Genomic DNA, 24,871 nt, shown 5'->3' on the forward strand with positions numbered 1-24,871 from the left:
TGAAGCAAAACTGAGACAGTCGCCGGCGGGGAAATACGGAATTCCGCCGGCGTCGTCATTTGTTAACTTGCCTGTGGAAATCTTTCGCCTAAGTTGCCGCTCTTCGAGAAGACAGATCATCCCTGCCCGGCGGGCATGTCAAAGGTCCCGGTCATGTTTCCATTCCTGCCCCCCAGCGCCGCACAGATGATGCGCCTCGGCCTGCGATCTTCGGTCATGATGGCCGAGGCTCAGGCGGTTATCGCGATGCGGATGGCCGGGATGATGGGGATGTGGCCGGTTTCACCGGGTGAGAATGCGCGGATGGTGTCGGAAAAACTCGCAGCCCTGCAAGAGGCGCAGATCGCGGTGATGAAGGCCGCGATGAAGGGGGCCTCCCCCGCGACAATGGCCGAGGCCGCATTGCGCCCGGTCCGCCGCCGTACCAAAGCCAATGCCGAACGGCTGGCGCGTGAAATCACCCGTTAAGCCACCCGTTAAACCGCTGGCCGATCATTCGGCGGCGATGCGGATCACCGGCTCCATCGCGGCAAATTGCGCGGGCGAAAGGTGGCATTTGATCTGATGCCCGCCGGCAAGCTGCAGAACCGGCGGCATCACGCGATCACAGATCCCGCCCTCGATCTGGGATTTCCAGCGGCAGCGCGTCTGGAACGGGCAGCCCGGCGGCGGGTTCATCGCCGAGGGGATCTCGCCCTCCAGCACGATATGTTTGCGCGTCACCGTCGGATCGGCAATCGGCACTGCGGATAAAAGTGCCTCGGTATAGGGGTGATAGGGGGGTGCGAAAACCTGATCCGTCGTGCCCATCTCGACCACATGGCCAAGATACATCACCATCACCCGGTCGCTGAGATAGCGCACGATGGAAAGATCGTGGCTGATGAACAAAAGCGTCGTGCCATTCTCGCGCTGGATATCCATCAGAAGATCGGTGACTGCGGCCTGGACCGAGACATCCAGCGCCGAGACCGGCTCATCCGCGACCACCACTTTCGCACCACCCGCGAAGGCACGGGCGATGCCGACGCGCTGCTTTTGCCCGCCTGAGAGCTGGCGCGGCATCCGTTCGGCGAAAGCGCGCGGCAGTTTCACGAGGTCAAGAAGCTCGAGCATCCGGGCCTGACGTGCGGCGTCACTGTCGCCGTAATGAAAGACCTCCAGCGCGCGGATGATCTGGCGCCCGACCGTCATCGAGGGGTTCAGCGTGTCGAACGGGTTCTGGAACACCATCTGCAGTTTTGAGACAGTATCGGCGCCGCGTTTCTGGATCGGCGTGGATTGCACGTTTTCATCAAACAGCATGATCTTGCCCGAGGTCGCGGTCTCCAGCCCCATCAGCACCCTGGCAAAGGTGGATTTGCCACAACCCGATTCCCCGACGATTGCAAGGGTCTCGCCTTTCCGGGCCTCGAAACTCAGCGTCTCATTGGCCTTGACGACTTTGGTCAGACCGCCACCGAAGGCCCCCGAGGAAACCTGGTAATATTTCCTCAGATCATCCATTTTCAGAACGATCTCACCCGGCGGCAGTTTTTTACGGGCTTTGGCCACCCCGGGCGGCGCGCGCCAGTCGATCTCCTGCCACTTCAGGCAGCGGGTCGCGTGGCGGTCGCCGCCGGGAACCGGCTCCATGGCGATGTCACCGGTATCGCAGCGCCCGGCCTCGAAATAGTCGCAGCGCGGGCCGAAATTGCAGCCATTGGGGCGTTCATGCGGCAGGGGGAAATTGCCGGGGATCGAGATCAGCGGGCGGGCGTTTTTGTCAGCTCCGGGCAGCGGGATGGCGCGGAACAGGGCCTGGGTATAGGGATGGCGCATCTCGGTGAAGACCTCGGTGACATTGCCGGTCTCGACCGCTTCACCGGAATACATCACGCAAAGCCGGTCGCAGACATCGAGGATGAGGCCGAGATTGTGGCTGATGAACAGCATCGAAGTGCCGTATTTCTCGCCGAGTTCTTTGACCAGGGCGACAATGCCGGCCTCGACGGTGACATCAAGTGCAGTGGTCGGCTCATCGAGGATCAAAAGCGCCGGTTTCGCCATCAGCGCCATGGCGATGACGATGCGCTGTTGCTGGCCGCCGGACAGCTGATGTGGATAGGAATTCAGCATCCGGTCCGGATCGGGCAGCCGCACATCGGCGACGATCTGGCGGGCGAGCGCCCAGGCTTCCGCGCGGCCCATCCCACGATGAATCATCGGGACTTCCGCCAGTTGCGCGCCGATCTTCATCGCGGGATTGAGCGAGGCCATCGGCTCCTGGTAGATCATCGCGATCTCAGAACCACGTATACGGCGCAGGTCTTCCTCGCTCATGGTGGTGAGGTCCTGGCCTTTGAAGAGGATGCGCCCGGCAGTGATGCGGCCGTTTTTGCCGAGGTCGCGCATCACCGCGAGCGCCACGGTGGATTTGCCGCAACCGGATTCTCCGACAAGGCCCACGGATTCGCCCGCCATCACCCTGCAGGAGAAATCCATCACCGCCGGGATCTGACGCAGGCGGGTGAAAAAGGTGATCGAGAGCTTCTCGATTTCGAGGATCGGCTGTGAAGGGTCCCAGGTGCTCGGCTTCGCGGTCATATGGGTTTCCTTTGGCTGCTGGCCGGGGCGCTGCCCCGGACCCCGGGATATTCAGGGACAGATGAAATCAGTCTTTCAGGCTTTCTTCGCGCAACCCGTCGGCGAGGAGGTTGAGGCCGAGAACTAGGCTCATCAGGGCGATGGCGGGAACGAGGGCGGCATGGGGGAAGATTGCGAGGAGGCGGCGGCCATCATCGATGGTGGAGCCCCAGTCGGGGCTTTCCGGCGAGACGCCGAGGCCGAAGAAGCCGAGCGTGCCGAGGAGGATGGTGGTATAGCCGATCCTGAGGCAGAAATCGACGATCAGGGGGCCGCGCGCATTGGGCAGGATCTCCCACAGCATGATATACCACGGTCCCTCGCCGCGGGTCTGGCCGGCGGCGACGTAATCGCGGGCTTTGATGTCCATGGTCAGGCCGCGCACGATGCGGAAGACGCCGGGGGAGTTCACGAAGACCACCGAAACAAAGACGTTGAGCATATTGGGGCTCATCGAGAAGAGGCCGGTCGGGTCTCTGTTGAAAGCGAGCCCCGCCCAGGCCCAGAGCCCGATCACGAGCGTCAGGCCGACATAGAGGTTGCGGCGCGCGGGCAGCATGTGGAAGCGCGAGTTGAAAAGCACGGTGAAGAAGATCACCGGGAAGAGAAACAGCGCTGCGGCAAAGTAAATCGGGATCCCGGTCTCGACGATTTCAGGTGTGACCAGCAGGTAGAAGAGCAGGATCACCGGGAAGGCCAGCACGAGATTAGCGACGAAGGAAAGGAGCGTGTCGAACTTCCCCGCGAAATAGCCGGCGGGCAGGCCCAGCGTGATCCCGACCATGAAGGCGAAGACGGTGGCGGCCGGGGCGATTTTCAGCACCTCACGCGCGCCCATCACCATGCGCGAAAACACGTCACGGGCGAGGTTGTCGCCGCCGAGCAAATACCATGGGTAGACCCCTTCGGCCGCGGTGGCGAGGGCCGTGCCGGGGAGTTTGTTTTTCATCCCCGACAGCTGCACGAGGGGGTCATGAGTGATGATCAGATCGGCGAATATTGCCGTGAAGATCCAGAACATCACCACGGCAAAGCCGATCTGACCCACGAGGGAGTCGAAAAGCCTGCCGTAAAGGCCGAGGCGGCGGCGGTACCGGATCGACAGGATGAATGTGGCGATCAGGGCGATCCAGACCGGCGCGAAGGCGAGGCTGGATTTCAGGACAATCTGGAGCCAGGAGAGGTCTTGCATCTGTCTCTCCTCAGCTCAGCCGGATGCGGGGGTTGAGGAAGACATAGCCGATATCCGAGATCAGCTGCGTGATCAGCACGACGATCACCGCGACAACGGAACAGCCGAGCAGGAGCGGGATGTCATTGTTCCCGGCCGCCTGCACGAGTGTCCAGCCGAAGCCTTTGTAATTGAACAGGGTTTCGACAATCACCACGCCATTCAGCAGCCAGGGGAATTGCAGCATGATCACCGTGAAAGGTGCGATCAGCGCGTTTCTCAGCGCGTGTTTCATGACTACCTGGGCAAAGCTGACGCCCTTGAGGCGCGCGGTGCGGATATATTGCTGGCTCATCACCTCGGTCATCGAGGCGCGGGTCATGCGGGCGATGTAACCGATGCCGTAAAGCGCGATGGTCATGACGGGCAGCGCAAAATTCCAGAAGGTGATCTTATCCATGGCGCTGGTGGCGGTGCCCTGGAAAAGCGTCTTGCCCTCGATCCAGCCCATCTCGGCCAGCACCGGCGAGATGCCAACCGTGGCCGAGGCAAAGACCACGATGAAAATCACGCCCGAGACATATTCCGGCGTTGCCGTGGTTACGATGGCAAAGCCCGAAAGGATGCGGTCGGTCCAGGACCCTTCGCGCATGCCCGAGAGCACGCCAAGGGTCAGCGCGGTCGGCACCATCACGATCATCACCCAGAGCATCAGCCAGGAGGTCATCGACAGCGCGCGTCTGATCACATCGGCCACCGGCTGTTTGAACACGGTGGAAAAGCCCCATTGCCCCTGGAGAATGCCGCAGCGGGCCGGGATATCGTCAAGGGTCGCCACCGTCCCGGTGATGCAGCGGCCGGTAAAGCGGCCATCTTCTTCGCGCGTCCAGCCTGGCATGACGCCAAGCCATTGCCCGTAGCGATGCAGCGTCGGGGCGCCATAGCCGTTGCGGTTGAGCCAGCTTGCGACTTCTGCATCGCTCATCCGCACTGAAGCCTCGGATTTCGCAAGCTTTTCCAGATTGGGCGGCAAATTGGTCAGCCAGAAGACAATAAAGGTCAGCGCAAGGACAGTCAGGAACATCACGCCGATACGGCGCAGGACAAAGGCGAACATGGCTTCTCCTCTTCCGGGTCAGGGAAGGCGGCGGCTTGTTGGCTGAAGGCCCAGGGGCGGGGCGGAAACGGGGCAGGGCGGTGCTGCCCCGGGAACCGCATCAGGCGGCGATCCACCACTTGTAATGATGGTGTTCAAAGGTTGCGTGGATGCCGCAATCCTTCACCTTCGGATCGGTATGGCGATAGAGCGAGCGCCAGTAGGATTGCACGAGCACGCCCTGCTCCTGCATGATTTCCTCGACCCGTTTCATGACCTTGCTGCGCTCGGCCGCGTCGTTGATCGCCAGGGCCTTGCCAAGTTCAGCATCGAACTCCGCATTCGAAAAGGCGGATTCGTTCCAGGCCTCGCCGCTGCGATAGGCGACTGACAGAACCTGGACGCCAAGCGGACGCATATTCCATTCGGTGGCCGAGAAAGGATATTTGGTCCAGTCATTCCAGAAGGTCGAACCCGGCAACACGGTCCGTTTGATCTTGAGACCGGCATCGCGGATCTGGGCTGCGATGGCGTCGCAGGTTGCAGCCTGCCAGGCGTCATCAAGCGAGATCAGTTCGAATTCGAAATCACCATAACCGGCCTCAGTGACCAGCGCCTTGCCGGCGGCCGGATCGGTCACCACCGGCGGCAGCTGGAAATATTCCGGATGGATCGGGCAGACATGGTGATTTTCGGCAACCGTGCCAAGGCCGGAATAGCCCAGTTCAAGCACCACGGCATTGTCGACGCATTTGATCAGGCCGGTGCGGGTCCTGACATCCTTATATTCCTCGGCCAGCTGGTTGAACCGGACCGCCAGCGTCGCAGAGGTCACCGCTTCGGATTTGTCCCAGCCCATCGCGTCGAGCACTTCAATGAACTCGCCAACTGACTGATATGTCGCATCAATCTCGCCCGAGCCTGCTGCCGCAACCTCGGCCGCCGGGTCGGTGCCGAGATCGTAATATTCAATCCGGTCCAGCCAGGGCCCGCCATAAACTTCGGTCCCCCACCAGGGCTGATCCGATTTCACCAGCGAGGCGCGCACGCCGGTTTCAAAATTATCATATTTGAACGGTCCGGTTCCCGGTGTCTGGGTCGGATCACCATTCTCATAGCTTTTATGAACGACCATGCCGGGATAATCGGCCAATGCCGCGATCAGGGCGATATCGGGGGCGCTCAGCACCAGTTTCACGGTCGAGACATCGACCACGGTGACCGCACCGTCGCGCATCTTGCCGCCCTCGCTGCCGTCCCGCAGACCGACACAGCGCGCCGCCATCGAATTGCCTTCGACCGAACCATCGCACCAGCGTGCGAAGTTATGCGCCACGTCTTCGGCGGTGAAATCGTCACCATTCGACCATTTCACGCCCTGACGCACCTTCAGGGTATATTCGGTCGCATCGTCATTGGCCTCCCAGCTTTCCAGCAACATGCCGCGGATCGAGCCGTCATTGTTGTACTCGACCAGATATTCCAGCCAGCCGCGCATGAAATTGGCGATCTGGCTCCAGTCAGAGGTGCGCGGGTCTTTCAGCGCTTTCAGCTCCATCGACATGCGCAAAGTGCCGCCGGGCGTCGGCGTGCCTTCGGCATAGGCCGGGGCGTCCAGCCCCAGCAGCCCCCAGGCGACCGGTGCCGCCACGCCAAGCGCGGTGGTACGGGTCAGGAATTCACGGCGGCTGAGCTGGCCCGCGCGATGCTCTTCGGCATACATTGTTGCGGCGGGGTGCAGACGGGTATCGGTATCGGTATCGGTATCGGTATCGGTATCGGTATTCCGGGTCATTCATCATCTCCCTGTCAGGCTCGGACGCGAGGCGGAAAGCGTCGCGCAAACGAGGTCCGGGACGTGCTGTTCTCTCCCGGCTGCAGTGCCCTTCCAGAGCCTGTCCGGGCTTATGCCGGAACGGCCGGAACTGCCTGGCCACGCAGGAACTGCGCCGCGAAACAGGATGGCGGGATCTGCGTTGCGGGCCGGATTTGTTCCGCCAGCTTCATTCCCTGGTCCGTCCATTGCGCATGTTTTCCGCTTTCGCGTCAATGCTTTTGACAGACCAGTCGCAGGGCTTTTGCGATATCGGGACTAAGGAAATGTTAACGACGCTTTGCAGGTTCAGCCGCCGGTGCCCGGCAGTCGCGGGCCCGGCAGCAGGCCCCGCAAGGCGCATGGGCCAGGCGGGCCGGCTGAACGTGTTGATGCGCCTTGCCGGCCTCTGGCCCCCGGCTCAGCCAGCGCGGCGGAATGCCGTCGGCGACTTGCCGGTCATATGGTGGAAGGCGCGGGTGAAATAGGCCGGCGAGGCAAAGCCAAGGCTGGCTGCGATATGGCCCACCGGGATCTTCGTCTCGCTCAGAAGACGCTGCGCCTCGAAGATACGGCGGTCCTGCAACAGAACCGAGGCCGGTTTGCCGCAGGACTGTTTGCAGCAACGCGACAGATGAGTGGGCGTGACATTCAGCTTTGCCGCAAAATCCGCAACACCAAGACCAGAGCGGTATTCCCGTTCCAGCAGGCTGGAATAGCGCGCGGCAAGCCGGCGGCTGGCATCGGGACGGGTGGTTTCCGGCTCGGCCCGGGCAGCCTGGCGCTCCAGCCAGACCCCGAGAAGCCCCAGATAATGGCCGGTGGCACGATCATGGGCCGGCACATCCGAACTCATCTCGCGCGAAATCGAATCAAGCAAGACGTTGATTTCCTGCTGCGCATGGACTTCGCGGATCCGCAGATGCTGCGGCGATGCGGGCAATGGCAGCCCGCAATTACGCCCGAAAAAGACCGCCGTGCCGAAAACCGAAGGGCCGGCATCAAAGCCATGCATAACACCCGGCGGGATGAAAACCACATTATGTGCGGTGTAGCCGCGCGTCTGCCCCTGGACCGTGATACGGCCCTGGCCTTTGGTGAACCACAAAAGGCAGGATTCCGACAGAGATCGCATCGCCTCCACACGCCAGCGGCCGGCGGCGGCAAGGCGTGGAATGGCGAGGACCCGGAGGTTTGAAATCGCGGTAAAGTCTTGCATAGTCTTCTTATCTTTTCTGCCGATGGCCGAAAGGTAAGCGGCACGACTGCAAAAATGAAACCAAAAAGATTGTATTTCAGATAAGTTATCCACAGAGCTTGCGGAAAGCTGGGGGTAAATTTGTGGATTTCCGCAGGCCACCGGCAAAGCCGCAGCAGTCGGAAAGGGCAGGGCGCGCCTCAGGGCAGGGCCAGCCCCTGCCAGTCGCGCATCCGGTTGCGAAACCAGGTGCGCTGACGTTTTGCATATTGATGGCTGGCGATTTTCGCTGCCGTGATCGCATCGTCCAGGCTGGTTTCGCCACGCAGATAGGCGACCAGTTCCGGTGCCCCGATCGCCCTGGCCCAGGGGCGTGCCGGATCCCAGTGCGGCAGCGCGGCGCGCGCTTCCTCCAGCGCTCCGATCCCGATCATCTGGTCGAAACGCAGGTCGATGCGGCGGTTCAGCCAGTCGGTTTCCGGCTGGATCACGATGGCCTCGCTGCGCGCGCGTGGCAAAAGCGCGGGGCCCGTCTGCGCCTGCCAGAAAGCCAGCCCGCGCCCCGACGCCTGCAAGACCTCCCAGGCGCGCTGCACGCGGGCGGGGTTGCGCAGGTCGATCCGCGCGGCGGTCTCGGGGTCGAGCCCCGCCAGCATCGCGGGATAATCCTCCAGCCGCAGCCGGTCCGCCTCGGCCCGTATCGCGGGCGGCACCGGTGGCACCCCGGCCAGACCTTCCGTCAGCGCCATGAAATACAGCCCGGTCCCGCCGACGATCACCACCGGGCGCGACAGCAAAGCCGTGATCTCCCGCAGCCAGTGGCCAACCGAATATTCCGCATCGCGCCCGATATGACCATAAAGCAGATGCGGCGCCGCCGCCTCCTCGGCCAGAGAGGGCCGCGCCGACACGACCCGCCAGCATTCATAGACCTGAAGCGCATCGGCATTCACCACCGCACGCCCGTCCCGCGCCGCCAGTTCCAGCGCCAGCGCCGATTTTCCGCTCGCCGTCGGTCCGGCGATCAGCACAGGCAGCTCCCTTGAAATTGCAGAGAGATCCGGCATTGAATGTCCTTTTGATCCAGGTATTCCGGGTCAATCCCGGCTTTGCCGGGATGGGGGCCACGCCCCCTTTCGCGCTCTCTTTCGCGCCTGTGCGGATCCGCCGCAACCCCGGTTGATCCCGGCCCGCTTTTGGACCATTTTGCGCGCAACTTCAAAATCAGAACAAGACCAGGGGATTCCCATGTCCAGCGCAAGCACAAAGCCAGGGCCAGTCACGGCCTCGGCGGTGAAATATTCTCGCGTGATGCTCAAAATCTCGGGGGAGGCGCTGATGGGCGACCAGGGCTTCGGCCTCAATCCGCCCACGGTTGCGCGTATCGCCCAGGAAGTCAAAGCGGTGCAGGAGCTTGGCGTCGAGATCTGTATGGTGATCGGCGGCGGCAATATCTTCCGCGGCCTTGCCGGTTCGGCGCAGGGGATGGAACGCACCACCGCCGATTACATGGGCATGCTCGCCACGGTGATGAACGCGCTCGCGATGCAATCGGCGCTCGAACAGATCGGTGTCTTCACCCGGGTGATTTCGGCCATTCCGATGGACCAGGTCTGCGAGCCCTATATCCGCCGCCGCGCCGTCCGCCACCTGGAAAAGAAACGCGTCTGCATCTTTGCCGCCGGCACCGGAAACCCCTATTTCACCACCGACACGGCTGCGACTTTGCGGGCCAATGAAATGGGCTGCGAGGCAGTGTTCAAGGGCACCAAGGTCGATGGCGTCTATGACAAAGACCCGAAAAAACACGAGGATGCCAAACGCTACGAGACCGTCTCTTATGACGAGGCGCTTGAAAAGCATCTCGGCGTGATGGATGCGACCGCCATCGCGCTGGCGCGCGACAACGATCTTCCGATCATCGTCTTCTCGCTTGATGAGCCGGGTGGATTCCGCACCATCCTCGCAGGCGAGGGCACCTATACCCTGGTGAATGCAAAGGGCTGAGATATCTCAGTCGTCGCCAGAATTACCCGGGGCGGTCCTTTTATTCCGACGTGAATGTCAGGGACCGCCCGTTTCCGGGCCTGCTGACGCAGGGTTTCAGCGCCGCCGCGACCGGTGCACTGCCTGTCGGCCTGCTGCGCCGTCGCATCATGTCGGGACAGGCCGCGGGGCATGAGGAGCAAGGGCGCAGAGAAACCGCCCGCGCCATGCCGGCGCTAAGGGAATTTCCGCGCAGGTCCCGGTCGGGGGCGGCATTCCATGCCACAAGCTTCTATACCGCGGGCCATCTTTGTCCTATAGGAAACCAGATTTCCCCGCATCTCTCGCGGGCCAGCCTGAGGAATATGCCAGATGTCGAACGAAGAGTTCATGCTCGACACCGATGATCTTGTTCGCCGCATGGAAGGGGCGATTGCCTCTCTGCGGGTCGAATTTGCCAGCCTGCGTACCGGCCGTGCCTCCGGCGCGATGCTGGAGCCGATCATGGTGGATGCTTACGGCCAGATGACGCCGATCAACCAGCTTGGCACCGTCAACGTCCCCGAGCCGCGGATGGTCACGATCAACGTCTGGGACAAGGGCATGATCAACAAGGTGGAAAAGGCGATCCGCGAATCCGGTCTGGGCATCAATCCGCAGACCAATGGCCCGATCATTATGCTGCCGATCCCCGAGCTGAACGAGGAACGCCGCCGCGAACTGACCAAAGTCGCCGGCTCCTATGCCGAACATGCCAAAGTTGCGATCCGCAACCTGCGCCGTGACGGGATGGATCAGATCAAGAAAGCCAAGACGAAGAACTCGCTCTCGGAAGACGACCAGAAATTCTGGGAAGAAGAGGTCCAGGAGCTGACCGACAAGCATATCAAGCTGATTGATCAGACGCTTGAGACCAAACAGGCAGAGATCATGCAGGTCTGATCCTTCGGGAGGAGCCGCGCATGGTCGCCGCTAAAACCCCCGATGCCGCAGGGCCCCGCATTTCGGGATCTGGCAGTTCCGGATCTGGCACCGCCATATCCGGCCCTGATGCGGCCGCGCAGGTGCATCAGGCGCAGGCAGGTGCGGGGGCGGCGCGCCATGTGGCGATCATCATGGACGGCAATGGCCGCTGGGCGACCAATCGCGGCTGGCCGCGACTGGTCGGGCATCGGAGGGGCGCGGAACGGGTGCGTGAAATCGTCCGCGCCGCGCCGGATATGGGGCTGCGCTGGCTGACGCTTTACGCATTCTCGACAGAAAACTGGAAACGATCGACCGAGGAAGTCCTTGGTCTGATGGGGATTTTCGCGCATTTCATCCAGCGCGAGGCCGCAGCCCTGGCACGCGAAGGCGTGCGGTTGCGCTTTATCGGGGACCGCTCGCGTCTGGCGCCAAAGCTGCAACGCCTTATGGCGGGGATCGAGGCCAAGACCGCGCATCTCACGCGACTGAACCTGATCGTTGCGATCAATTACGGTGGCCGGGACGAGATCCTCCGCGCCGCGCGCCGGATCGCGACCGAGGCGGCCGAGGGGCGGTTCAACCCCGCAGACCTGACCGATGCCGCGTTTTCACATGCGCTCGACACTGGCGACGTGCCCGATCCGGATCTGGTGATCCGCACCTCGGGCGAGACCCGCACCTCGAATTTTCTCGTCTGGCAGGCGGCTTATTCGGAATATGAATTTACCGAAACACTCTGGCCCGATTTCACGCCGGAGGAACTGGCCTCGATTCTTTCACGTTTCGGCAATCGGGAGCGCCGGTTCGGCGGAACAAAACCATGACCGCAAAATCCGCAGGCGAAAAATCGGCAAGATGGGGTGATCTGGCGCCGCGTATCCTTTCGGCCATTGTCATGCTGGCGGTCGGAGGGGTTGCAATCTGGCTTGGCGGGATCTGGTTTCTCGCGCTTGCGGTGCTCTCTTCGGCGCTGATGATGTGGGAACTGGCGCGGATGACGCGCGGGCAGGGGTTTGATGCCTCGATCCTGCTCGGGGGGCTCACGGCGGTGGTGCTGATCATGGGGATCACGCTGCCCTGGGCATTGCCCATTCTGCTGCTGCCCTCGCTGATCGGGGTGCTGACGCCGCGCCGCGACATTCTGGCCTTCGGCCCCTATGCGCTGGTGATCGTGGTGACGGCGATGGCGCTGATCATTCTGCGCAGCGACACGCATGGGGTGGTCGCGATTGCCTGGCTTATTTCGGTGGTGGTGGCCTCGGATGTGCTGGGCTATTTCGCGGGGCGTATCCTCGGCGGGCCGAAATTCTGGCCGAAGATCAGCCCGAAAAAGACCTGGTCCGGTACGGCGGCGGGCTGGATCGGGGCGGCCCTGGTGGGCTTTGCCTTCTGGCATTATGCCGGCTTTGGCGCGGCCGTCCTGTGGGTCTCGCCTCTGATCGCTTTCGCGGGCCAGCTGGGCGATATCGCGGAATCGGCGATCAAGCGGCGGGCAGGGGTCAAGGATGCCTCGAACCTGATCCCGGGCCATGGTGGTCTCCTGGACCGCTTCGATGCGCTGGCTTTTGCCGCGGTTCTGGCGGTGATCCTCAATCTCGGGCTGCATTTCCTGCCCGTTGCCGGCGATCTCGCGCCCCTGGCGGCCAACCTGCCGCTCACTGTGACGGAGTAAGGCCTTGCGCAAGATATCCATCCTTGGCGCGACCGGCTCGGTCGGCACCCAGACTATTGACCTCGTATCCCGAGCCGCTGAGGGCACCTTTGCCGTCACCGCCCTGACCGGCGGGCGCAATATCGCGCTTCTGGCCGAACAGGCGCGGGCGCTCCGGCCTGAAATCGTGGTGACATCCGAACCCGTGCTGCTGCGGGATCTGCGCGATGCACTTGCGGGCAGCGGGATTGCTATCGCCGCCGGGCGTGAGGCGATCCGCGAGGCCGCCGCACGCCCCGTCAGTCTCACGCTGAATGCGATCATCGGCGCGGCGGGGCTTATTCCGGGCCTTGCCGCACTTGAGGCCGGTGCCACGCTGGCGCTTGCGAATAAGGAAAGCCTGGTCGCCGCCGGCCCGCTGATGATGCGGCGGATGCGCGAGACCGGCGGCCATATCCTGCCGGTCGACAGCGAGCATTCCGCGATTTTTCAGGCACTTGCCGGAGAAGAACCCGATACGATTGACCGTATCATCCTGACCGCTTCGGGGGGCGCTTTGCGCGACTGGCCGCTGGCGCGGCTGGAGACCGCCACGGTGGCCGAGGCGCTGGCGCATCCAAACTGGTCGATGGGGCAGCGGATCACCATCGATTCCGCTTCGATGTTCAACAAGGCGCTTGAGGTGATCGAGGCGCGCGAGCTGTTCGGCGTCAGGCCCGATCAGGTCGAGGTGATCATCCACCGTGAAAGCATCATCCATTCGATGGTCGGCTTTCAGGATGGCGCGGTGATGGCGCATCTGGGCGTGCCGGATATGCGCCACCCGATCGGCTATGCGCTGAACTGGCCTGAGCGTGCGGCGCTGCCGGTGGCGCGGCTTGATCTTGCGAAACTGGCGAAGCTGAGTTTCGAAGCCCCCGATGAGACCCGTTTCCCGGCCCTGCGGCTGGCGCGTGAGGTGATGGAGGTGCGCGGCCTTGCCGGTGCCGCCTTCAATGCCGCGAAAGAGATCGCGCTGGATCTTTTCCTCGCGGATAAGATCGGGTTCATGGATATGGCGCGGCTGGTCGAGGCGACCTTGACCAGGCTTTCGTCAGATTCCGGCCTTCACAAAGACGCAGGCTCTCTTGAGGATGTGCTCGCGATGGACCATCTCGCAAGGATCCGCGCGGCAGAGATCGCGGCTGACCCCGCGCGCGCGGTCTGAAAGACGCGGTCTGAAAAAAAAGCAGACAAACAGACTAAAAGCAGACGAACAGGCATAAGGAACGGCTGATTTATGGATATCCTCGGATTGCTCACGGGGGCCGCCTGGTCGGTCGTCTTCTTCATTGTCGCACTTTCGATCATCGTGGCGATCCATGAATATGGCCATTACATCATCGGACGCTGGTCGGGGATTCATGCCGAAGTCTTCTCACTGGGCTTCGGGCCGGTGCTGCTGTCGCGGCTGGATAAGCGCGGCACGCGCTGGCAGGTCGCGGCGATTCCCTTTGGCGGCTATGTGAAATTCCTCGGTGATGCCGATGCGGCCTCTGTCCGGTCCGAGGTGCCTTCGGGGCTGAGCGCGTCTGAACGCCGCCATACGATGGCGGGGGCGCCGCTCTGGGCGCGGGCCTCGACCGTGCTGGCCGGGCCGGTGGCCAATTTCATTCTGACCTTCGCGATCCTGTTGGGCACGGTGTTGTTCAACGGCATAGCGCTGGACCGGCCCAGCGTGGGCAAGCTGGTGCCGGTGCCCGGGGTGCAGACGCTGCAGGAGGGCGATGTCATTCTCGCGCTTGGCGGGCGGGCTACGCCGGACAATAAGAGCTTTGGCGAGGCGATGCGGGCCTTGCCGCGCGACGCCGAAGTGGAGTTCCGCGTCGAGCGGGACGGTCAGGAACTGACGCTGATGGCGCCGCATCCGCAGCCCGGCCTGATGGGCGGCGTGCAGGTGAAATCGGCCGCGATTGATGCTGGTCTACAGGCGGGCGATGTGGTGGTCAGGGCCGATGGCAAGGATATCAACGCGTTTGAGGATCTGGCGGATATCGTGCGCGGCTCGAATGGCCGCACCCTGCCGCTGACGGTCTGGCGCGATGGCCGTACTTTCGATCTGGAGCTGACGCCGCGTTCGCGCGATGTGCCACGTGCGGCGGCTGATGGCGGCGGTTTCGAGACCCGCTGGCTGCTCGGTGCCTTTTCCGGCATGACTTTTGAACCCGCGAGCCGCCCGGCCGGCGTCTGGGAGGCAGTCACAACCGCCGCCAGTGCGATGTGGAATATGACCACCACCACCTTCTCGGGCCTGTGGCATATGATCGTCGGGCAGATTTCGACCTGCAATATGTCGGGCGTGATCGGCATGGCCGAAACCATGGGAGATGCGGCGAAAACCGGGACCATGGGCTTCCTGAGCATGCTCGCGGTGCTGTCACTGGGGGTCGGGATCCTGAACCTTCTTCCGATTCCGGTGCTGGATGGCGGCCATCTCGTGTTCCACGCTTTTGAGGCCGTGACGGGCAAGCCGCCCTCGGACGGGGCGCTGCGGGTTCTGATGACGGTGGGGCTGACGCTGCTTCTGTCGCTGATGGCCTTTGCGCTGTGGAATGACGTCACCTGCGTCTGACGTTGACGGCGGTGGCCGGGGCGGTTTTCCCGGCACCGCCGGATCTTGCGCGGTTTGCGCCTTAGTCTCGCCAGATTCACGGCCTATCCCTCTGCCTAACAAGAGGTGATGCTATGCAGCTGGTTGAACGCACTTTCCCGGGTCTTGTCCTGCTTGCCAGGATCAATTTCGACCGGATTTTCACCATGGGAACGATTGTGGCCGGTCTTCTTGCGGGGGCATTTCTTGGCTCCGCCATTCTGGGATATTACTCGGCGCCCGTGCACATCACGCCCTGAGGCGTCGTAACGTGGTCCGCGCCAGGCAGGTTTCCGCCGCTTGCTGACCGCGCTGTGGTTTTGTGACACCTGTGAGAAACAACCCGAACCCGGCTCATTCGTGCCGGGTTTTCGCTTTTTCGGCTATCAGGCCGCGGGGTACGTGGCGGGAAGCCCCCGGTCCGGGCGCGTATTTCTGCTGATTTCACGGCATATCGGTGCATTCGCCCTGGCCGCAGCTTCCTTCGGGTTGTGCCGCGCTTGTGTCGCCTGTCTCGTATGCGGCGATCAGCAGGGTGACATACTATATCTGCCAGACTTATCCACAAGGACCGCAGGCTTTTGACAAGGGCCAGCTTTGTCGTTAGTCAGACACAGGGAAAATTGTACTGCGGAGCGCGTGGCAGGTCATGGTGAAAAGCTCGATCCGGAAACAGCAGCGCGCCGGTGGTATTGCCGGTGGCCGCAAGAGGGTTGCCGGGGTCACGCTTGTGACTGCGGTTTTGCTCGGATCGGTGGCCTCGACGCCGGTTTGGCTCAAGCCCGCCTTCGCCCAGGTTTTCGCCTTTTCAGCGGTGAAGGTCGAAGGCAATGAGCGCGTCGATGCCTCTACCATCCTGTCTTATGCGGGAATCAGCCGTGGCCAGGAGGTTTCGGCCGGGGCGCTGAATGACGCCTATCAGCGGATCAATGGCTCGGGCCTTTTTGAGACGGTAGAGATCGTCCCCCAGGGCAATACGCTCGTGATCAAAGTGAAGGAATATCCCTTCATCAATGTGATCAGCTTCGAGGGCAACAGGCGCATCAAGGATGACGACCTCGCCAAACTGGTGAAATCGCAATCGCGTCACGTCTTTTCTCCCTCGACCGCCGAAGCCGATGCGGCGACCCTGGCCGAAGTCTACCGCCAGCGGGGCCGTATTGCTGCGACCGTCAACCCCAAGGTCATCCGTCGCGATGGCAACCGGGTCGATCTGGTGTTCGAGATCACCGAGGGCAAAGTCGTCGAGATCGAGCAGCTTTCCTTTGTCGGGAACCGCGCCTTCTCGGACCGCCGGCTGCGCCAGGTCCTGCAGACCAAACAGGCGGGGCTTTTGCGCCAGATCATCCAGCGCGACACCTATGTCTCGGAACGGATCGACGTCGACAAACAGCTTTTGACCGAATTCTACCGTTCGCGCGGCTATATCGATTTCCAGGTGCTTGACGCCTCGGCCGAAGTCTCGCGCGAACGCGATGCAAGCTTCGTGACCTTCACCATCCGGGAAGGCCAGCAATATTCCATCGGCGCGATCTCTACCGTGTCCGAGGTCGAAGGCGTTGCTGCCGACGATTTCGCGGCGGTGCAGAAGATCCGGGCAGGCCAGACCTGGAGCCCGGCGCTGATCGACAACAATATCGCCCGGATGGAAAATCTCGCCCTGAAGAAGGGGCTGAATTTCGTCCGCGTCGAACCCCGTATCACCCGTGATGACCGCAATCAGCGCGTCAATATCGAATTCGCGGTGGTGCGCGGCGAGAAGATTTTCGTTGAACGTATCGATATTGAAGGCAATGCCACCACGCTGGACGAAGTCGTCCGACGGCAGTTCCGCAGCGTTGAAGGCGACCCCTTCAACGCGCGCGAGATCCGGCAATCGGCGGAACGGATCCGCGCGCTCGGCTTCTTCTCGGATGCGCGGGTGAATGCTGAACCGGGCTCGGCCCCGGATCAGGTGGTCGTGAATGTCGATGTCGATGAACAGCCGACCGGCTCGCTCGGCTTTGGTCTGAGCTATTCGGTTGAATCCGGGGCAGGGATCTCGGTCAACTTTTCGGAATCGAACTTCCTTGGCCGTGGCCAGTCGATCGCGGCCAGCGTCGCAACCACTTCGGACAATCAAAGCTCGAGTTTCTCCTTTACCGAACCTGCACTGTTCGGCCGGGATCTGAGCCTTTCCTTCGGGTTGTTCTATCGCACAACCGATTCGGATTATGCGCTCTACAACACCCGCAGCGCCGGGTTCTCGCTCGCGCTTGGCTTCCCGCTGGGTGAACAATCGCGCCTCAGCCTGCGCTATCGGCTCAGCCGGGACGATATCTTCGATCTCGATGCGGATGAATACGATAACAGCACCGTGCCGCCGACGCCGATCTCGCTGCGGTCGCCGATCCTGAAGGATGAAGTCAGCCGCGGTGCGCTGACCTCGTCGTCCATCGGCTATACCTATGAATATGACAGCCGCATCACCGGGCTTGATCCGACGCGCGGCCTGTTGTTCCGCTTTGGCCAGGATATCGGCGGGCTTGGCGGCGATACCAAATTCCTCACCACATCGCTTTTCGCCATGGGCGAACAGAAGATCTGGAATGAGGAAGTCACGATTCGCGCGATCTTCGAAGCAGGGCATCTCCAGGATCTTGGCGATACCGGCACCCGCGTGACCGACCGCTTCTTCCTGCGCGGCAAGATGCGCGGCTTTGAACCCAACGGGATCGGCCCGCGTGACGGCACCGATCTCGAAGATGCGCTCGGCGGCAACGTCTTTGCCGTGGCGCGGTTCGAATCGGAATTCCCGGTCGGCCTGCCCGAAGAATACGGCATCATGGGCGCTGCCTTCCTCGATATCGGCTCGGTCTGGAGCCTTACGGACAAAGCCGGCCTTGCCGGGACCATCGATGACAGTTTCAAGCCGCGTGTCGCTGTCGGTGTCTCGGTTCTCTGGGATACGCCGGTGGGGCCACTGCGCTTCAACTTTGCCAAGGCGCTCAAGAAGGAAGACTACGATAAAACGCAGTCCTTCGACCTGACCGTTTCGACCAAGTTCTGAGATGGCGGCGCCTGCGCTCCGGGGGATGATGCTGGCGGGTCTGGCACTGCTGCCGGTCTGCGCTGGCGCAGCTTTTGCGCAGGACGCCGAAGTCCCTGCGGCCCCCCAGGGGGCAGAAACTGCCCCCGCTGCGGCTGCGGGCGACGCTGCAACGGGCGGCTCAGGTGCGGACGCCTCAGGCAAGCGCGAGACTTTCGCACTTTTGACCCTCAACCAGGCGGAGCTTTTCGAGAAATCCGCCTGGGGGAGGGCTGCAACGCAAGCTGCGGAACAGGCGGCCGCCGAAGTCAGCGCCGAGAACCGCGCCATCGAGGCCGCGCTGGAACAGGAAGAGCGTGATCTGACGGGGAAACGCGCCGGGATGACGCCGGAGGCCTTCTCGGTTCTGGCGCGCGATTTCGACACCAAGGTCGAGGAGTTCCGCCAGTCGCAGGATGCGAAAGTGCGCGCGATCAACCGCAAGCTGGACGAGGATCGCAAGGTTTTTGTCGATCTCTCGGTGCCGCTGATGGCCGAATTGCTGGATGAATATGGCGCAGTGGCGATCATTGGCGATGATGTTCTGATTCTCTCGCGTTCCTCGGCGGATGTGACGCAGCGTGCGATTGCCCTGATGGATCAGCGTCTGCCGGCGCCCGAAGCCGCGCCTGCGGATGGGAAGGGCGATGGGCAGGGCACAGAGGGCGGTGCAGACCCCGTGCCTGCGCCGGTTCAGGATCCCGCAACCGGAACACCTGCGCCTGCACCGTGAACGCCGCGCCCGCAGCCGAACCGGCGCGGGTGGTTTCGGCGCTCTTCGCCGGTGCTGTTCGCCGGAACTTGCCCCGCAGCTATCAACTTGGTAGCAGTCGGAAAACCGCGCGAAACCGCTGCGGATTTCAGCCCTATGTGACAGGAGGAGGATGCGCCAGATGGATGCCAATACGGAAGCCAGGGCCGTCACCAATGCCGATCTGGATCTGATCCAGAGGATTATCCCGCATCGTTACCCGTTTTTGCTGATCGACAAGGTCCGCGATGTGGTGATCAACGAATCCTGCGTTGGTGTGAAATGCGTCACCTATAACGAGCCGCAATTCACCGGCCATTTCCCGGGTATGCCGATTTTCCCCGGTGTGATGATCATCGAGGCGATGGCACAGACCTCCGGCGTGCTGGTGGGGCTCTCGATGGATCTCGTCGACAAGAATGCGAAAGTGTTCTTCATGGGCGTTGATGGTGTGAAATTCCGCCGCAAAGTGGTGCCCGGCGACGTGCTGGAACTGCATGTGAAAGCGCTGCGTGGCGGCGGCAAGGTCTGGAAATTCTCGGGCCGCGCCACGGTCGATGGTGAACTGGCCTGCGAGGCTGAATTCACCGCAATGTTCGACCTGCCAAAGGCCTGATCCATGTCCATTCACGGTACCGCCGTCATCCACCCTTCCGCCGTGATCGACGACGGCGCCGTGATTGGCCCGGATTGTTTTATCGGCCCGTTTTGCGTGGTCGGCCCCGAGGTTACGCTGCAACGCGGGGTCGAGTTGAAATCGCATGCCGTCGTCACCGGCTGGACTGATATCGGCGAAGAGACCACGATCTGGCCCTTCGCGAGCGTAGGCGAAGTGCCGCAGGATCTGAAATTCAGGGGCGAGCGCACCCGTCTGGAGGTCGGCGCCCGTTGCCGCATCCGCGAAGGCGCCACGCTGAACACCGGCACCGAAGGCGGTGGCGGGGTGACACGCGTCGGCGATGATTGCCTGCTGATGACCGGGGTTCATATCGGCCATGACGCGATTGTCGGAAATCGGGTGGTGATGGCGAATAATGTCGCCATAGCGGGCCATTGCCATATCGGCGATGATGTGGTGATCGGCGGCCTGTCCGGCATCCATCAGTTTGTCCGCATCGGGCGCGGCGCGATCATCGGCGCGGTCACCATGGTCACCAATGACGTGATCCCCTATGGCCTCGTCCAGGCCCCGCGTGGCGAGCTGGACGGGCTGAACCTTGTCGGGCTGAAACGACGTGGGGTCACCCGGGCCGAAATCACCCAGCTGCGCGCCGCCTTCCAGATGCTGGCCCAGGGCGAGGGCACCTTCCATGACCGCGCCGAGCGTCTCGCGGAGGATTTCGACGCCGTCCATGTGCGCGAGATCAGCGAGTTCATCCTCTCGGCCAGCGACCGGTCGTTCCTGACGCCGAAAGGCGCGAAATGAGCGTCGCGATCATTGCCGGGCGTGGTGCACTCCCTGCCGCGCTGGCGCAGGCTGCGCCCATGCGCCCCTTTGTGGCCGCGCTGGATGGCTTTCCCCCCGAAGGGCTGGTGCCCGATCTGACCTTCCGGATCGAACGGCTCTACCCGTTTTTTGCCGCCTTGCATGAGGCGGGGGTCACCGCCGTCTGTTTCGCCGGTGCGGTGCAGCGCCCGCGGCTCGATCCGGCGCTGTTTGACCCGATCACCGCCGGTATCGTGCCGCGTCTGATGGCCTCACTGGCCCAGGGCGATGACGCGACTTTGCGCGAGGTGATCGCACTCTTCGAGGAAGACGGGTTTTCGGTGATCGGCGCCTCCGATCTTGCGCCCGCCCTGGTGCCGCAAGCCGCGTTTTATGCCGGCGAGGTTCAGCCCCGCGACCGTCAGGATGCGGCCCGCGCTGCGCTGATTGCCGAGGCGCTTGGCCGGGTCGATGTCGGCCAGGGCTGTGTCGTGCAACAGGGGCTCTGCCTTGCAACCGAGACGCTCGCAGGGACCGATGCGATGCTGGCTGGCGTGGCTGCCCTGCCGGCCGGGCTGCGACCCGAGGCCCCGCGCGGACGTGGGTTGCTGTATAAGGCGCCGAAACCGCTGCAGGACCGGCGTATCGATCTGCCGGCGCTTGGGCCGGTCACCGTGGCCCAGGTGGCGCAGGCCGGTCTGGGTGGCATCGTCTGGGAGGCAGGTGGCGTGATCTGCCTCGATCTGCCGGCAATGCAGGCCGCTGCGCGTGACGCGGGGCTCTTCCTCTGGGCGCGTCAGCCCGGAGAACCTTCGTGAAATTCATCCTGATTGCCGGAGAGCCCTCGGGCGACCGGCTCGGGGCCGCGCTGATGGCAGGGCTGAAGGCGCTGGTGCCTGAGGCGCGCTTCGAAGGGGTTGGCGGCCCGGCCATGCAGGCCGAGGGGCTGGAAAGCGCCTTTCCGATGGAAGAGCTCTCGGTCATGGGCATTGCCGAGATATTGCCGAAATATTTCCATCTCAAGCGGCGGATCCGCCAATGCGCTGACCTGGTGCTGGCTGAGCAGCCGGCGGCCCTGATCACCATCGACAGCCCGGATTTTTGCCTGCGCGTGGCGCGGATTGTCAAAGAGGCCGCGCCGGAAATTCCGACGATTCATTATGTCGCCCCCTCGGTCTGGGCCTGGCGCCCGGGCCGCGCCGCTAAGATGGCGGGGGTGATCGACCATGTGCTGGCGCTTTTGCCGTTTGAGCCGCCCTATATGGAAGCCGCCGGGATGAGCTGCGATTTCGTGGGCCATCCGGTGGTCTCTGAGCCTGTGGCCGGTCCGGCCGAGGCAGAGGCCTTCCGCGCCGCGCATGGCATTGCCCCCGATGCACCCTTACTTACCGTGCTGCCCGGATCGCGCCGGGGCGAGGTCAGCCGGCTTTTGCCGCCATTTGGCGAAACGGTTGCCGGTCTGGCCGCGTCTTGCCCTGGCCTGAGGGTGATCCTGCCAACGCCGAGCCATCTGATGCCGGTCGTGTCAGAGGCGGTTGCAGGCTGGGCCGCTGCGCCGGTCATCCTGAAATCCCCAGATATCGCAACCCGCACTGCTGCCTTCGCCGCCGCCGATGCTGCACTGGCCGCGTCCGGCACGGTCAGCCTGGAACTGGCGGCACAGGATTGCCCGATGGTGATCGCCTATGACATGGCGCCGCTAACGCTCTGGCTGATGCGGCGGATGATCCGGATCGATACCGTGACCCTCGTCAATCTCGTCTCCGAGACCCGGACAGTGCCGGAATTCATCGGCCGCGATTGCCGGCCGCCAAAGCTCATCCCGGCGCTGACCGCACTTCTTTCCGGAAAATCGAAAGGGCAGGAGGCGGCAATGCGCCTGACCATGGAGCGCCTTGGCCGTGGCGGCGAAGCCCCCGGGCTGCGCGCCGCGCACTCTGTTCTGACCTTTTTGCAGGTTGATACCGCGAAACTGCGCTGACGCGCATGCCTCCGGCGGGGATATTTAAGGACAGATGAAAATGTCAGCCTCTTTCATCTGTCTCTAAATATCCCGGGGGTGAGGCTCCTTCAGGAGCCGAGGGGGCAGCGCCCCCTCTCTGTTTAACGCCCGCGCCAGATCCAGCCGCCGCCATAGATGCGGCTGCCCTCATTCGCGTAGAACACGCAGGCCTGGCCGGGGCTGACGCCATCTTCCGGTTCGATCAGTTCCACTTCGGCTTCTGTTGCTGAGATCGGCCGGATGATTGCCGGGCGCGGCGCACGGGTCGAACGCACCCTGGTCAGCACGTGCCATTCCGGCTGGCTCTGAAAGGGCGCATCGCCCAGCCAGTTGATTTCCCGCACCGGGATCACCCGGGTCGAGAGCGCCTCTTTTGGCCCGACCACGACCCGGCGGTTTTCGGCATCGAGTTTCACCACATAAAGCGGCTCGCCGAGCCCCCCGATCCCCAGCCCCTTGCGCTGACCGATCGTGTAATGGATCACGCCACGATGCTCGCCCAATACCCTGCCTGCGAGATCGACGATCTCACCGGGTGAGGCGGCATCGGGCCGCAGTTTCTCGATCACGCTGGCATAATTGCCATTCGGGACAAAACAGATGTCCTGGCTGTCGGGCTTGTCGGCCACCGGCAGACCATATTTTGTCGCCAGTGCCCGGGTCTCAGCTTTGGATTGCAGATGGCCCAGCGGAAAGCGCAGGTAAGAAAGCTGGTCCGGCGTGGTCGAAAAGAGGAAATAGCTCTGATCGCGGTTCGGATCGGCGGCTGAATGCAGTTCTGGCCCGGCGCCGCCCAGTTTGCGCTGGATGTAATGGCCGGTCGCCATACAATCGGCGTCCAGCTCCTTCGCGGTGGCGAGCAGGTCCTTGAACTTCACCCTCTCATTGCAGCGGATACAGGGGACGGGGGTCGCGCCGGCCAGATAGGCCTCGGCGAATTCCTCGATCACCGCCTCGCGAAAGGTGTTCTCGTAATCCAGCACATAATGCGGAAAGCCCATGGTCTCGGCCACGCGCCGCGCGTCATGGATGTCACGCCCCGCACAGCAGGCGCCCTTTTTCGCCAGCGCCGCCCCGTGATCATAAAGCTGCAGCGTGACGCCGACGACATCATAGCCCTCTTCCTTGAGCATCGCCGCCACGACCGAACTGTCGACGCCGCCAGACATGGCAACGACAACACGTGTATCTTGCGGGGCCCGGTCAAAGCCGAGCGAGTTGAGCCTGGTATCAAAGGGCATGGGAGGGTCGCCGATGGGGAACAGTTCCGGATTAGCCCGGAATATATGAAAATCTTTCCTACTCTCAAGGTGCGGGTTCAGCAATGTTTAAGCGTAAGTGGTCAAATCTGGCTGAACCAGACAGCGAACGGAAACTGCGATGTATCTCAGACGAGTTCACGGCCCGAGGCAGGTGACGCTTCCTGACGGCTCAGTCCTGACCCGGGCGGATCTGCCTGCTCCAGAGACGCGACGCTGGGTTGCCAGCCGTAAGGCGACGGTTGTGCGGGCTGTGGCACATGGGCTGATCACTGCCGAAGAGGCACGGGAGCGATATTCTCTGTCGGAAGAGGAATTCCGGCTTTGGTGTGACGCTGTGGAAAAACACGGAGAGAAGGCGCTGAAAGTGACGTCTATTCAAAAATTCAGACAACTTTAGATTGTATTGGAATTTCTCTCTGGCACTCTGTGCGTGGTAACCATGCATTAACCAGGGGATGCGAGTGTCGTTAACGAAAATGACCTGACAGCCCGGACCGGAGATTTCATATGCGTATTTTACTTGTCGAAGACGATCCAACAACATCGCGCAGTATCGAACTGATGTTGACCCATGCCAACCTGAATGTCTATTGCACCGATATGGGCGAGGATGGGATAGATCTCGCCCGACTTTATGATTACGATCTGATCCTGCTTGATCTCAATCTGCCCGATATGAGCGGGCATGAGGTTCTTCGCCAGATCAGGCTCGCGCGGGTGGAAACGCCTATCCTGATCCTGTCCGGATCGGACGATACCGAAAGCAAACTCAGGGGGTTTGGCTTTGGCGCCGATGATTATCTGACCAAACCTTTCCATCGCGAAGAACTGGTGGCACGGATCCATGCGATCATCCGCCGCTCAAAAGGACATAGTCAGTCCACAATCCGGACGGGCCTGATCACGGTTAATCTCGATGCCAAAACCGTTGAATCCGAAGGCAAAGCCGTTCATCTGACCGGCAAGGAATACCAGATGCTTGAGCTGCTTTCGTTGCGCAAGGGAACCACTCTGACAAAAGAGATGTTCCTTAAGCATCTTTATGGGCATGCGAATGTGCCGGAAGAGAAGATCGTTGATGTCTTCATATGCAAGTTGCGGAAGAAGCTGTCAGAGGCAACAGGTGGTTGTAATTACATAGAAACTATCTGGGGGAAGGGTCACGTGATGCGAGATCCATCCAAAGCGATGGGCGCAGAGCGGCTCGTCGAGCTCGCTTAGCGTTTCA

The 24,871-nt window shown here is 62.2% G+C and carries 23 protein-coding genes; 16 read left to right on the forward strand and 7 right to left on the reverse strand.

The features are described 5' to 3' along the window. The first annotated feature begins 153 nt into the window (after positions 1-153). A complete protein-coding gene (locus tag M3484_RS01680; protein ID WP_249495484.1) occupies positions 154-468 on the forward strand; it encodes a hypothetical protein in 315 nt (104 codons plus the stop codon). A gap of 24 nt (positions 469-492) precedes the next feature. Here the strand turns inward: M3484_RS01680 and M3484_RS01685 are convergent, their stop codons facing one another. From M3484_RS01685 to miaA, 6 genes are all read right to left on the reverse strand, one after another. After that, the gene (locus M3484_RS01685) at positions 493-2,586 is read right to left on the reverse strand and encodes a dipeptide ABC transporter ATP-binding protein (protein WP_249495485.1); all 2,094 of its coding nucleotides are present in this window, start codon (positions 2,584-2,586) and stop codon (positions 493-495) included. A 67-nt stretch (positions 2,587-2,653) separates the two neighbouring features. Beyond that, the gene (locus M3484_RS01690; protein ID WP_249495486.1) at positions 2,654-3,817 is read right to left on the reverse strand and encodes an ABC transporter permease; all 1,164 of its coding nucleotides are present in this window, start codon (positions 3,815-3,817) and stop codon (positions 2,654-2,656) included. Positions 3,818-3,827: 10 nt separating this feature from the next. Continuing rightward, the gene (locus M3484_RS01695) at positions 3,828-4,913 is read right to left on the reverse strand and encodes an ABC transporter permease (RefSeq protein WP_249495487.1); all 1,086 of its coding nucleotides are present in this window, start codon (positions 4,911-4,913) and stop codon (positions 3,828-3,830) included. A gap of 100 nt (positions 4,914-5,013) precedes the next feature. After that, positions 5,014-6,687: an ABC transporter substrate-binding protein gene (locus M3484_RS01700; RefSeq protein ID WP_249495488.1), complete on the reverse strand. Its 1,674-nt coding sequence runs from the start codon at positions 6,685-6,687 to the stop codon at positions 5,014-5,016. A gap of 439 nt (positions 6,688-7,126) precedes the next feature. Beyond that, positions 7,127-7,924, reverse strand: a complete 798-nt coding sequence (locus M3484_RS01705) for an AraC family transcriptional regulator (protein ID WP_092897689.1) — start codon at positions 7,922-7,924, stop codon at positions 7,127-7,129. A gap of 179 nt (positions 7,925-8,103) precedes the next feature. Beyond that, positions 8,104-8,934, reverse strand: a complete 831-nt coding sequence (gene miaA / locus M3484_RS01710) for a tRNA (adenosine(37)-N6)-dimethylallyltransferase MiaA (protein WP_249495489.1) — start codon at positions 8,932-8,934, stop codon at positions 8,104-8,106. A 217-nt stretch (positions 8,935-9,151) separates the two neighbouring features. Here miaA and pyrH point away from each other — a divergent pair, with 217 nt between their 5' ends. From pyrH to lpxB, 13 genes are all read left to right on the forward strand, one after another. After that, a complete protein-coding gene (pyrH, locus tag M3484_RS01715) occupies positions 9,152-9,910 on the forward strand; it encodes a UMP kinase (RefSeq protein WP_092897685.1) in 759 nt (252 codons plus the stop codon). Positions 9,911-10,261: 351 nt separating this feature from the next. After that, positions 10,262-10,831 (forward strand): ribosome recycling factor, encoded by a 570-nt coding sequence (gene frr / locus M3484_RS01720; protein WP_092897683.1) that lies wholly within the window; start codon positions 10,262-10,264, stop codon positions 10,829-10,831. Positions 10,832-10,851: 20 nt separating this feature from the next. Next, complete coding sequence (uppS, locus tag M3484_RS01725; RefSeq protein ID WP_249495490.1) at positions 10,852-11,679, forward strand: polyprenyl diphosphate synthase; 828 nt, start codon at positions 10,852-10,854, stop codon at positions 11,677-11,679. Further along, positions 11,676-12,527, forward strand: a complete 852-nt coding sequence (locus M3484_RS01730; protein ID WP_249495491.1) for a phosphatidate cytidylyltransferase — start codon at positions 11,676-11,678, stop codon at positions 12,525-12,527. Before uppS ends, M3484_RS01730 begins: the two co-directional genes overlap by 4 nt. 4 nt (positions 12,528-12,531) lie before the next feature. Beyond that, a complete protein-coding gene (gene dxr / locus M3484_RS01735) occupies positions 12,532-13,713 on the forward strand; it encodes a 1-deoxy-D-xylulose-5-phosphate reductoisomerase (RefSeq protein WP_249495492.1) in 1,182 nt (393 codons plus the stop codon). A 72-nt stretch (positions 13,714-13,785) separates the two neighbouring features. Beyond that, entirely contained in the window at positions 13,786-15,117 is a 1,332-nt protein-coding gene (gene rseP / locus M3484_RS01740; RefSeq protein ID WP_249495493.1) for an RIP metalloprotease RseP, read from the forward strand. 113 nt (positions 15,118-15,230) lie between these two features. Then, complete coding sequence (locus M3484_RS01745; RefSeq protein ID WP_249495494.1) at positions 15,231-15,395, forward strand: hypothetical protein; 165 nt, start codon at positions 15,231-15,233, stop codon at positions 15,393-15,395. A 392-nt stretch (positions 15,396-15,787) separates the two neighbouring features. Then, complete coding sequence (bamA, locus tag M3484_RS01750) at positions 15,788-18,184, forward strand: outer membrane protein assembly factor BamA (protein ID WP_249495495.1); 2,397 nt, start codon at positions 15,788-15,790, stop codon at positions 18,182-18,184. A 1-nt stretch (position 18,185) separates the two neighbouring features. Then, complete coding sequence (locus tag M3484_RS01755) at positions 18,186-18,935, forward strand: OmpH/Skp family outer membrane protein (protein WP_249495496.1); 750 nt, start codon at positions 18,186-18,188, stop codon at positions 18,933-18,935. 160 nt (positions 18,936-19,095) lie between these two features. Then, positions 19,096-19,569: a 3-hydroxyacyl-ACP dehydratase FabZ gene (fabZ, locus tag M3484_RS01760; protein ID WP_092901673.1), complete on the forward strand. Its 474-nt coding sequence runs from the start codon at positions 19,096-19,098 to the stop codon at positions 19,567-19,569. 3 nt (positions 19,570-19,572) lie between these two features. Then, positions 19,573-20,379 carry an acyl-ACP--UDP-N-acetylglucosamine O-acyltransferase gene (gene lpxA, locus M3484_RS01765; RefSeq protein ID WP_092897669.1) on the forward strand — a complete coding sequence of 269 codons (807 nt, stop codon included), beginning with the start codon at positions 19,573-19,575 and terminating at the stop codon, positions 20,377-20,379. After that, positions 20,376-21,197 (forward strand): LpxI family protein, encoded by an 822-nt coding sequence (locus M3484_RS01770; protein WP_249495497.1) that lies wholly within the window; start codon positions 20,376-20,378, stop codon positions 21,195-21,197. Before lpxA ends, M3484_RS01770 begins: the two co-directional genes overlap by 4 nt. Next, positions 21,194-22,360: a lipid-A-disaccharide synthase gene (gene lpxB, locus M3484_RS01775; RefSeq protein ID WP_249495498.1), complete on the forward strand. Its 1,167-nt coding sequence runs from the start codon at positions 21,194-21,196 to the stop codon at positions 22,358-22,360. The genes M3484_RS01770 and lpxB overlap by 4 nt, the downstream gene beginning before the upstream one ends. Before the next feature lie 122 nt (positions 22,361-22,482). Here the strand turns inward: lpxB and mnmA are convergent, their stop codons facing one another. After that, positions 22,483-23,622 carry a tRNA 2-thiouridine(34) synthase MnmA gene (gene mnmA / locus M3484_RS01780; protein WP_249495499.1) on the reverse strand — a complete coding sequence of 380 codons (1,140 nt, stop codon included), beginning with the start codon at positions 23,620-23,622 and terminating at the stop codon, positions 22,483-22,485. A 139-nt stretch (positions 23,623-23,761) separates the two neighbouring features. Between mnmA and sciP the strand changes: the two genes are divergently transcribed. Both sciP and ctrA read left to right on the forward strand, forming a co-directional pair. After that, positions 23,762-24,040: a CtrA inhibitor SciP gene (sciP, locus tag M3484_RS01785; RefSeq protein WP_249495500.1), complete on the forward strand. Its 279-nt coding sequence runs from the start codon at positions 23,762-23,764 to the stop codon at positions 24,038-24,040. A gap of 110 nt (positions 24,041-24,150) precedes the next feature. Continuing rightward, on the forward strand, positions 24,151-24,864 hold the full coding sequence (ctrA, locus tag M3484_RS01790; protein ID WP_249495501.1) for a response regulator transcription factor CtrA: 714 nt from the start codon (positions 24,151-24,153) through the stop codon (positions 24,862-24,864). Positions 24,865-24,871: the final 7 nt, after the last annotated feature.

It is taken from the genome of Pseudomonas sp. GX19020 (assembly GCF_023371075.1).
In the GTDB taxonomy this organism is placed as follows: domain Bacteria; phylum Pseudomonadota; class Alphaproteobacteria; order Rhodobacterales; family Rhodobacteraceae; genus Pseudogemmobacter.

Coding starts and splice junctions, on each gene's coding strand:
- M3484_RS01755 (WP_249495496.1), top strand. CDS start 18,186: ATGGCGGCGCCTGCGCTCCGGGGGATGATGCTGGCGGGTCTGGCACTG.
- mnmA (WP_249495499.1), bottom strand. CDS start 23,622: ATGCCCTTTGATACCAGGCTCAACTCGCTCGGCTTTGACCGGGCCCCG.
- uppS (WP_249495490.1), top strand. CDS start 10,852: ATGGTCGCCGCTAAAACCCCCGATGCCGCAGGGCCCCGCATTTCGGGA.
- M3484_RS01685 (WP_249495485.1), bottom strand. CDS start 2,586: ATGACCGCGAAGCCGAGCACCTGGGACCCTTCACAGCCGATCCTCGAA.
- ctrA (WP_249495501.1), top strand. CDS start 24,151: ATGCGTATTTTACTTGTCGAAGACGATCCAACAACATCGCGCAGTATC.
- fabZ (WP_092901673.1), top strand. CDS start 19,096: ATGGATGCCAATACGGAAGCCAGGGCCGTCACCAATGCCGATCTGGAT.
- sciP (WP_249495500.1), top strand. CDS start 23,762: ATGTATCTCAGACGAGTTCACGGCCCGAGGCAGGTGACGCTTCCTGAC.
- lpxA (WP_092897669.1), top strand. CDS start 19,573: ATGTCCATTCACGGTACCGCCGTCATCCACCCTTCCGCCGTGATCGAC.
- M3484_RS01705 (WP_092897689.1), bottom strand. CDS start 7,924: ATGCAAGACTTTACCGCGATTTCAAACCTCCGGGTCCTCGCCATTCCA.
- M3484_RS01695 (WP_249495487.1), bottom strand. CDS start 4,913: ATGTTCGCCTTTGTCCTGCGCCGTATCGGCGTGATGTTCCTGACTGTC.
- M3484_RS01745 (WP_249495494.1), top strand. CDS start 15,231: ATGCAGCTGGTTGAACGCACTTTCCCGGGTCTTGTCCTGCTTGCCAGG.
- rseP (WP_249495493.1), top strand. CDS start 13,786: ATGGATATCCTCGGATTGCTCACGGGGGCCGCCTGGTCGGTCGTCTTC.
- pyrH (WP_092897685.1), top strand. CDS start 9,152: ATGTCCAGCGCAAGCACAAAGCCAGGGCCAGTCACGGCCTCGGCGGTG.
- frr (WP_092897683.1), top strand. CDS start 10,262: ATGTCGAACGAAGAGTTCATGCTCGACACCGATGATCTTGTTCGCCGC.
- M3484_RS01700 (WP_249495488.1), bottom strand. CDS start 6,687: ATGACCCGGAATACCGATACCGATACCGATACCGATACCGATACCGAT.
- M3484_RS01690 (WP_249495486.1), bottom strand. CDS start 3,817: ATGCAAGACCTCTCCTGGCTCCAGATTGTCCTGAAATCCAGCCTCGCC.
- M3484_RS01770 (WP_249495497.1), top strand. CDS start 20,376: ATGAGCGTCGCGATCATTGCCGGGCGTGGTGCACTCCCTGCCGCGCTG.
- M3484_RS01730 (WP_249495491.1), top strand. CDS start 11,676: ATGACCGCAAAATCCGCAGGCGAAAAATCGGCAAGATGGGGTGATCTG.
- M3484_RS01680 (WP_249495484.1), top strand. CDS start 154: ATGTTTCCATTCCTGCCCCCCAGCGCCGCACAGATGATGCGCCTCGGC.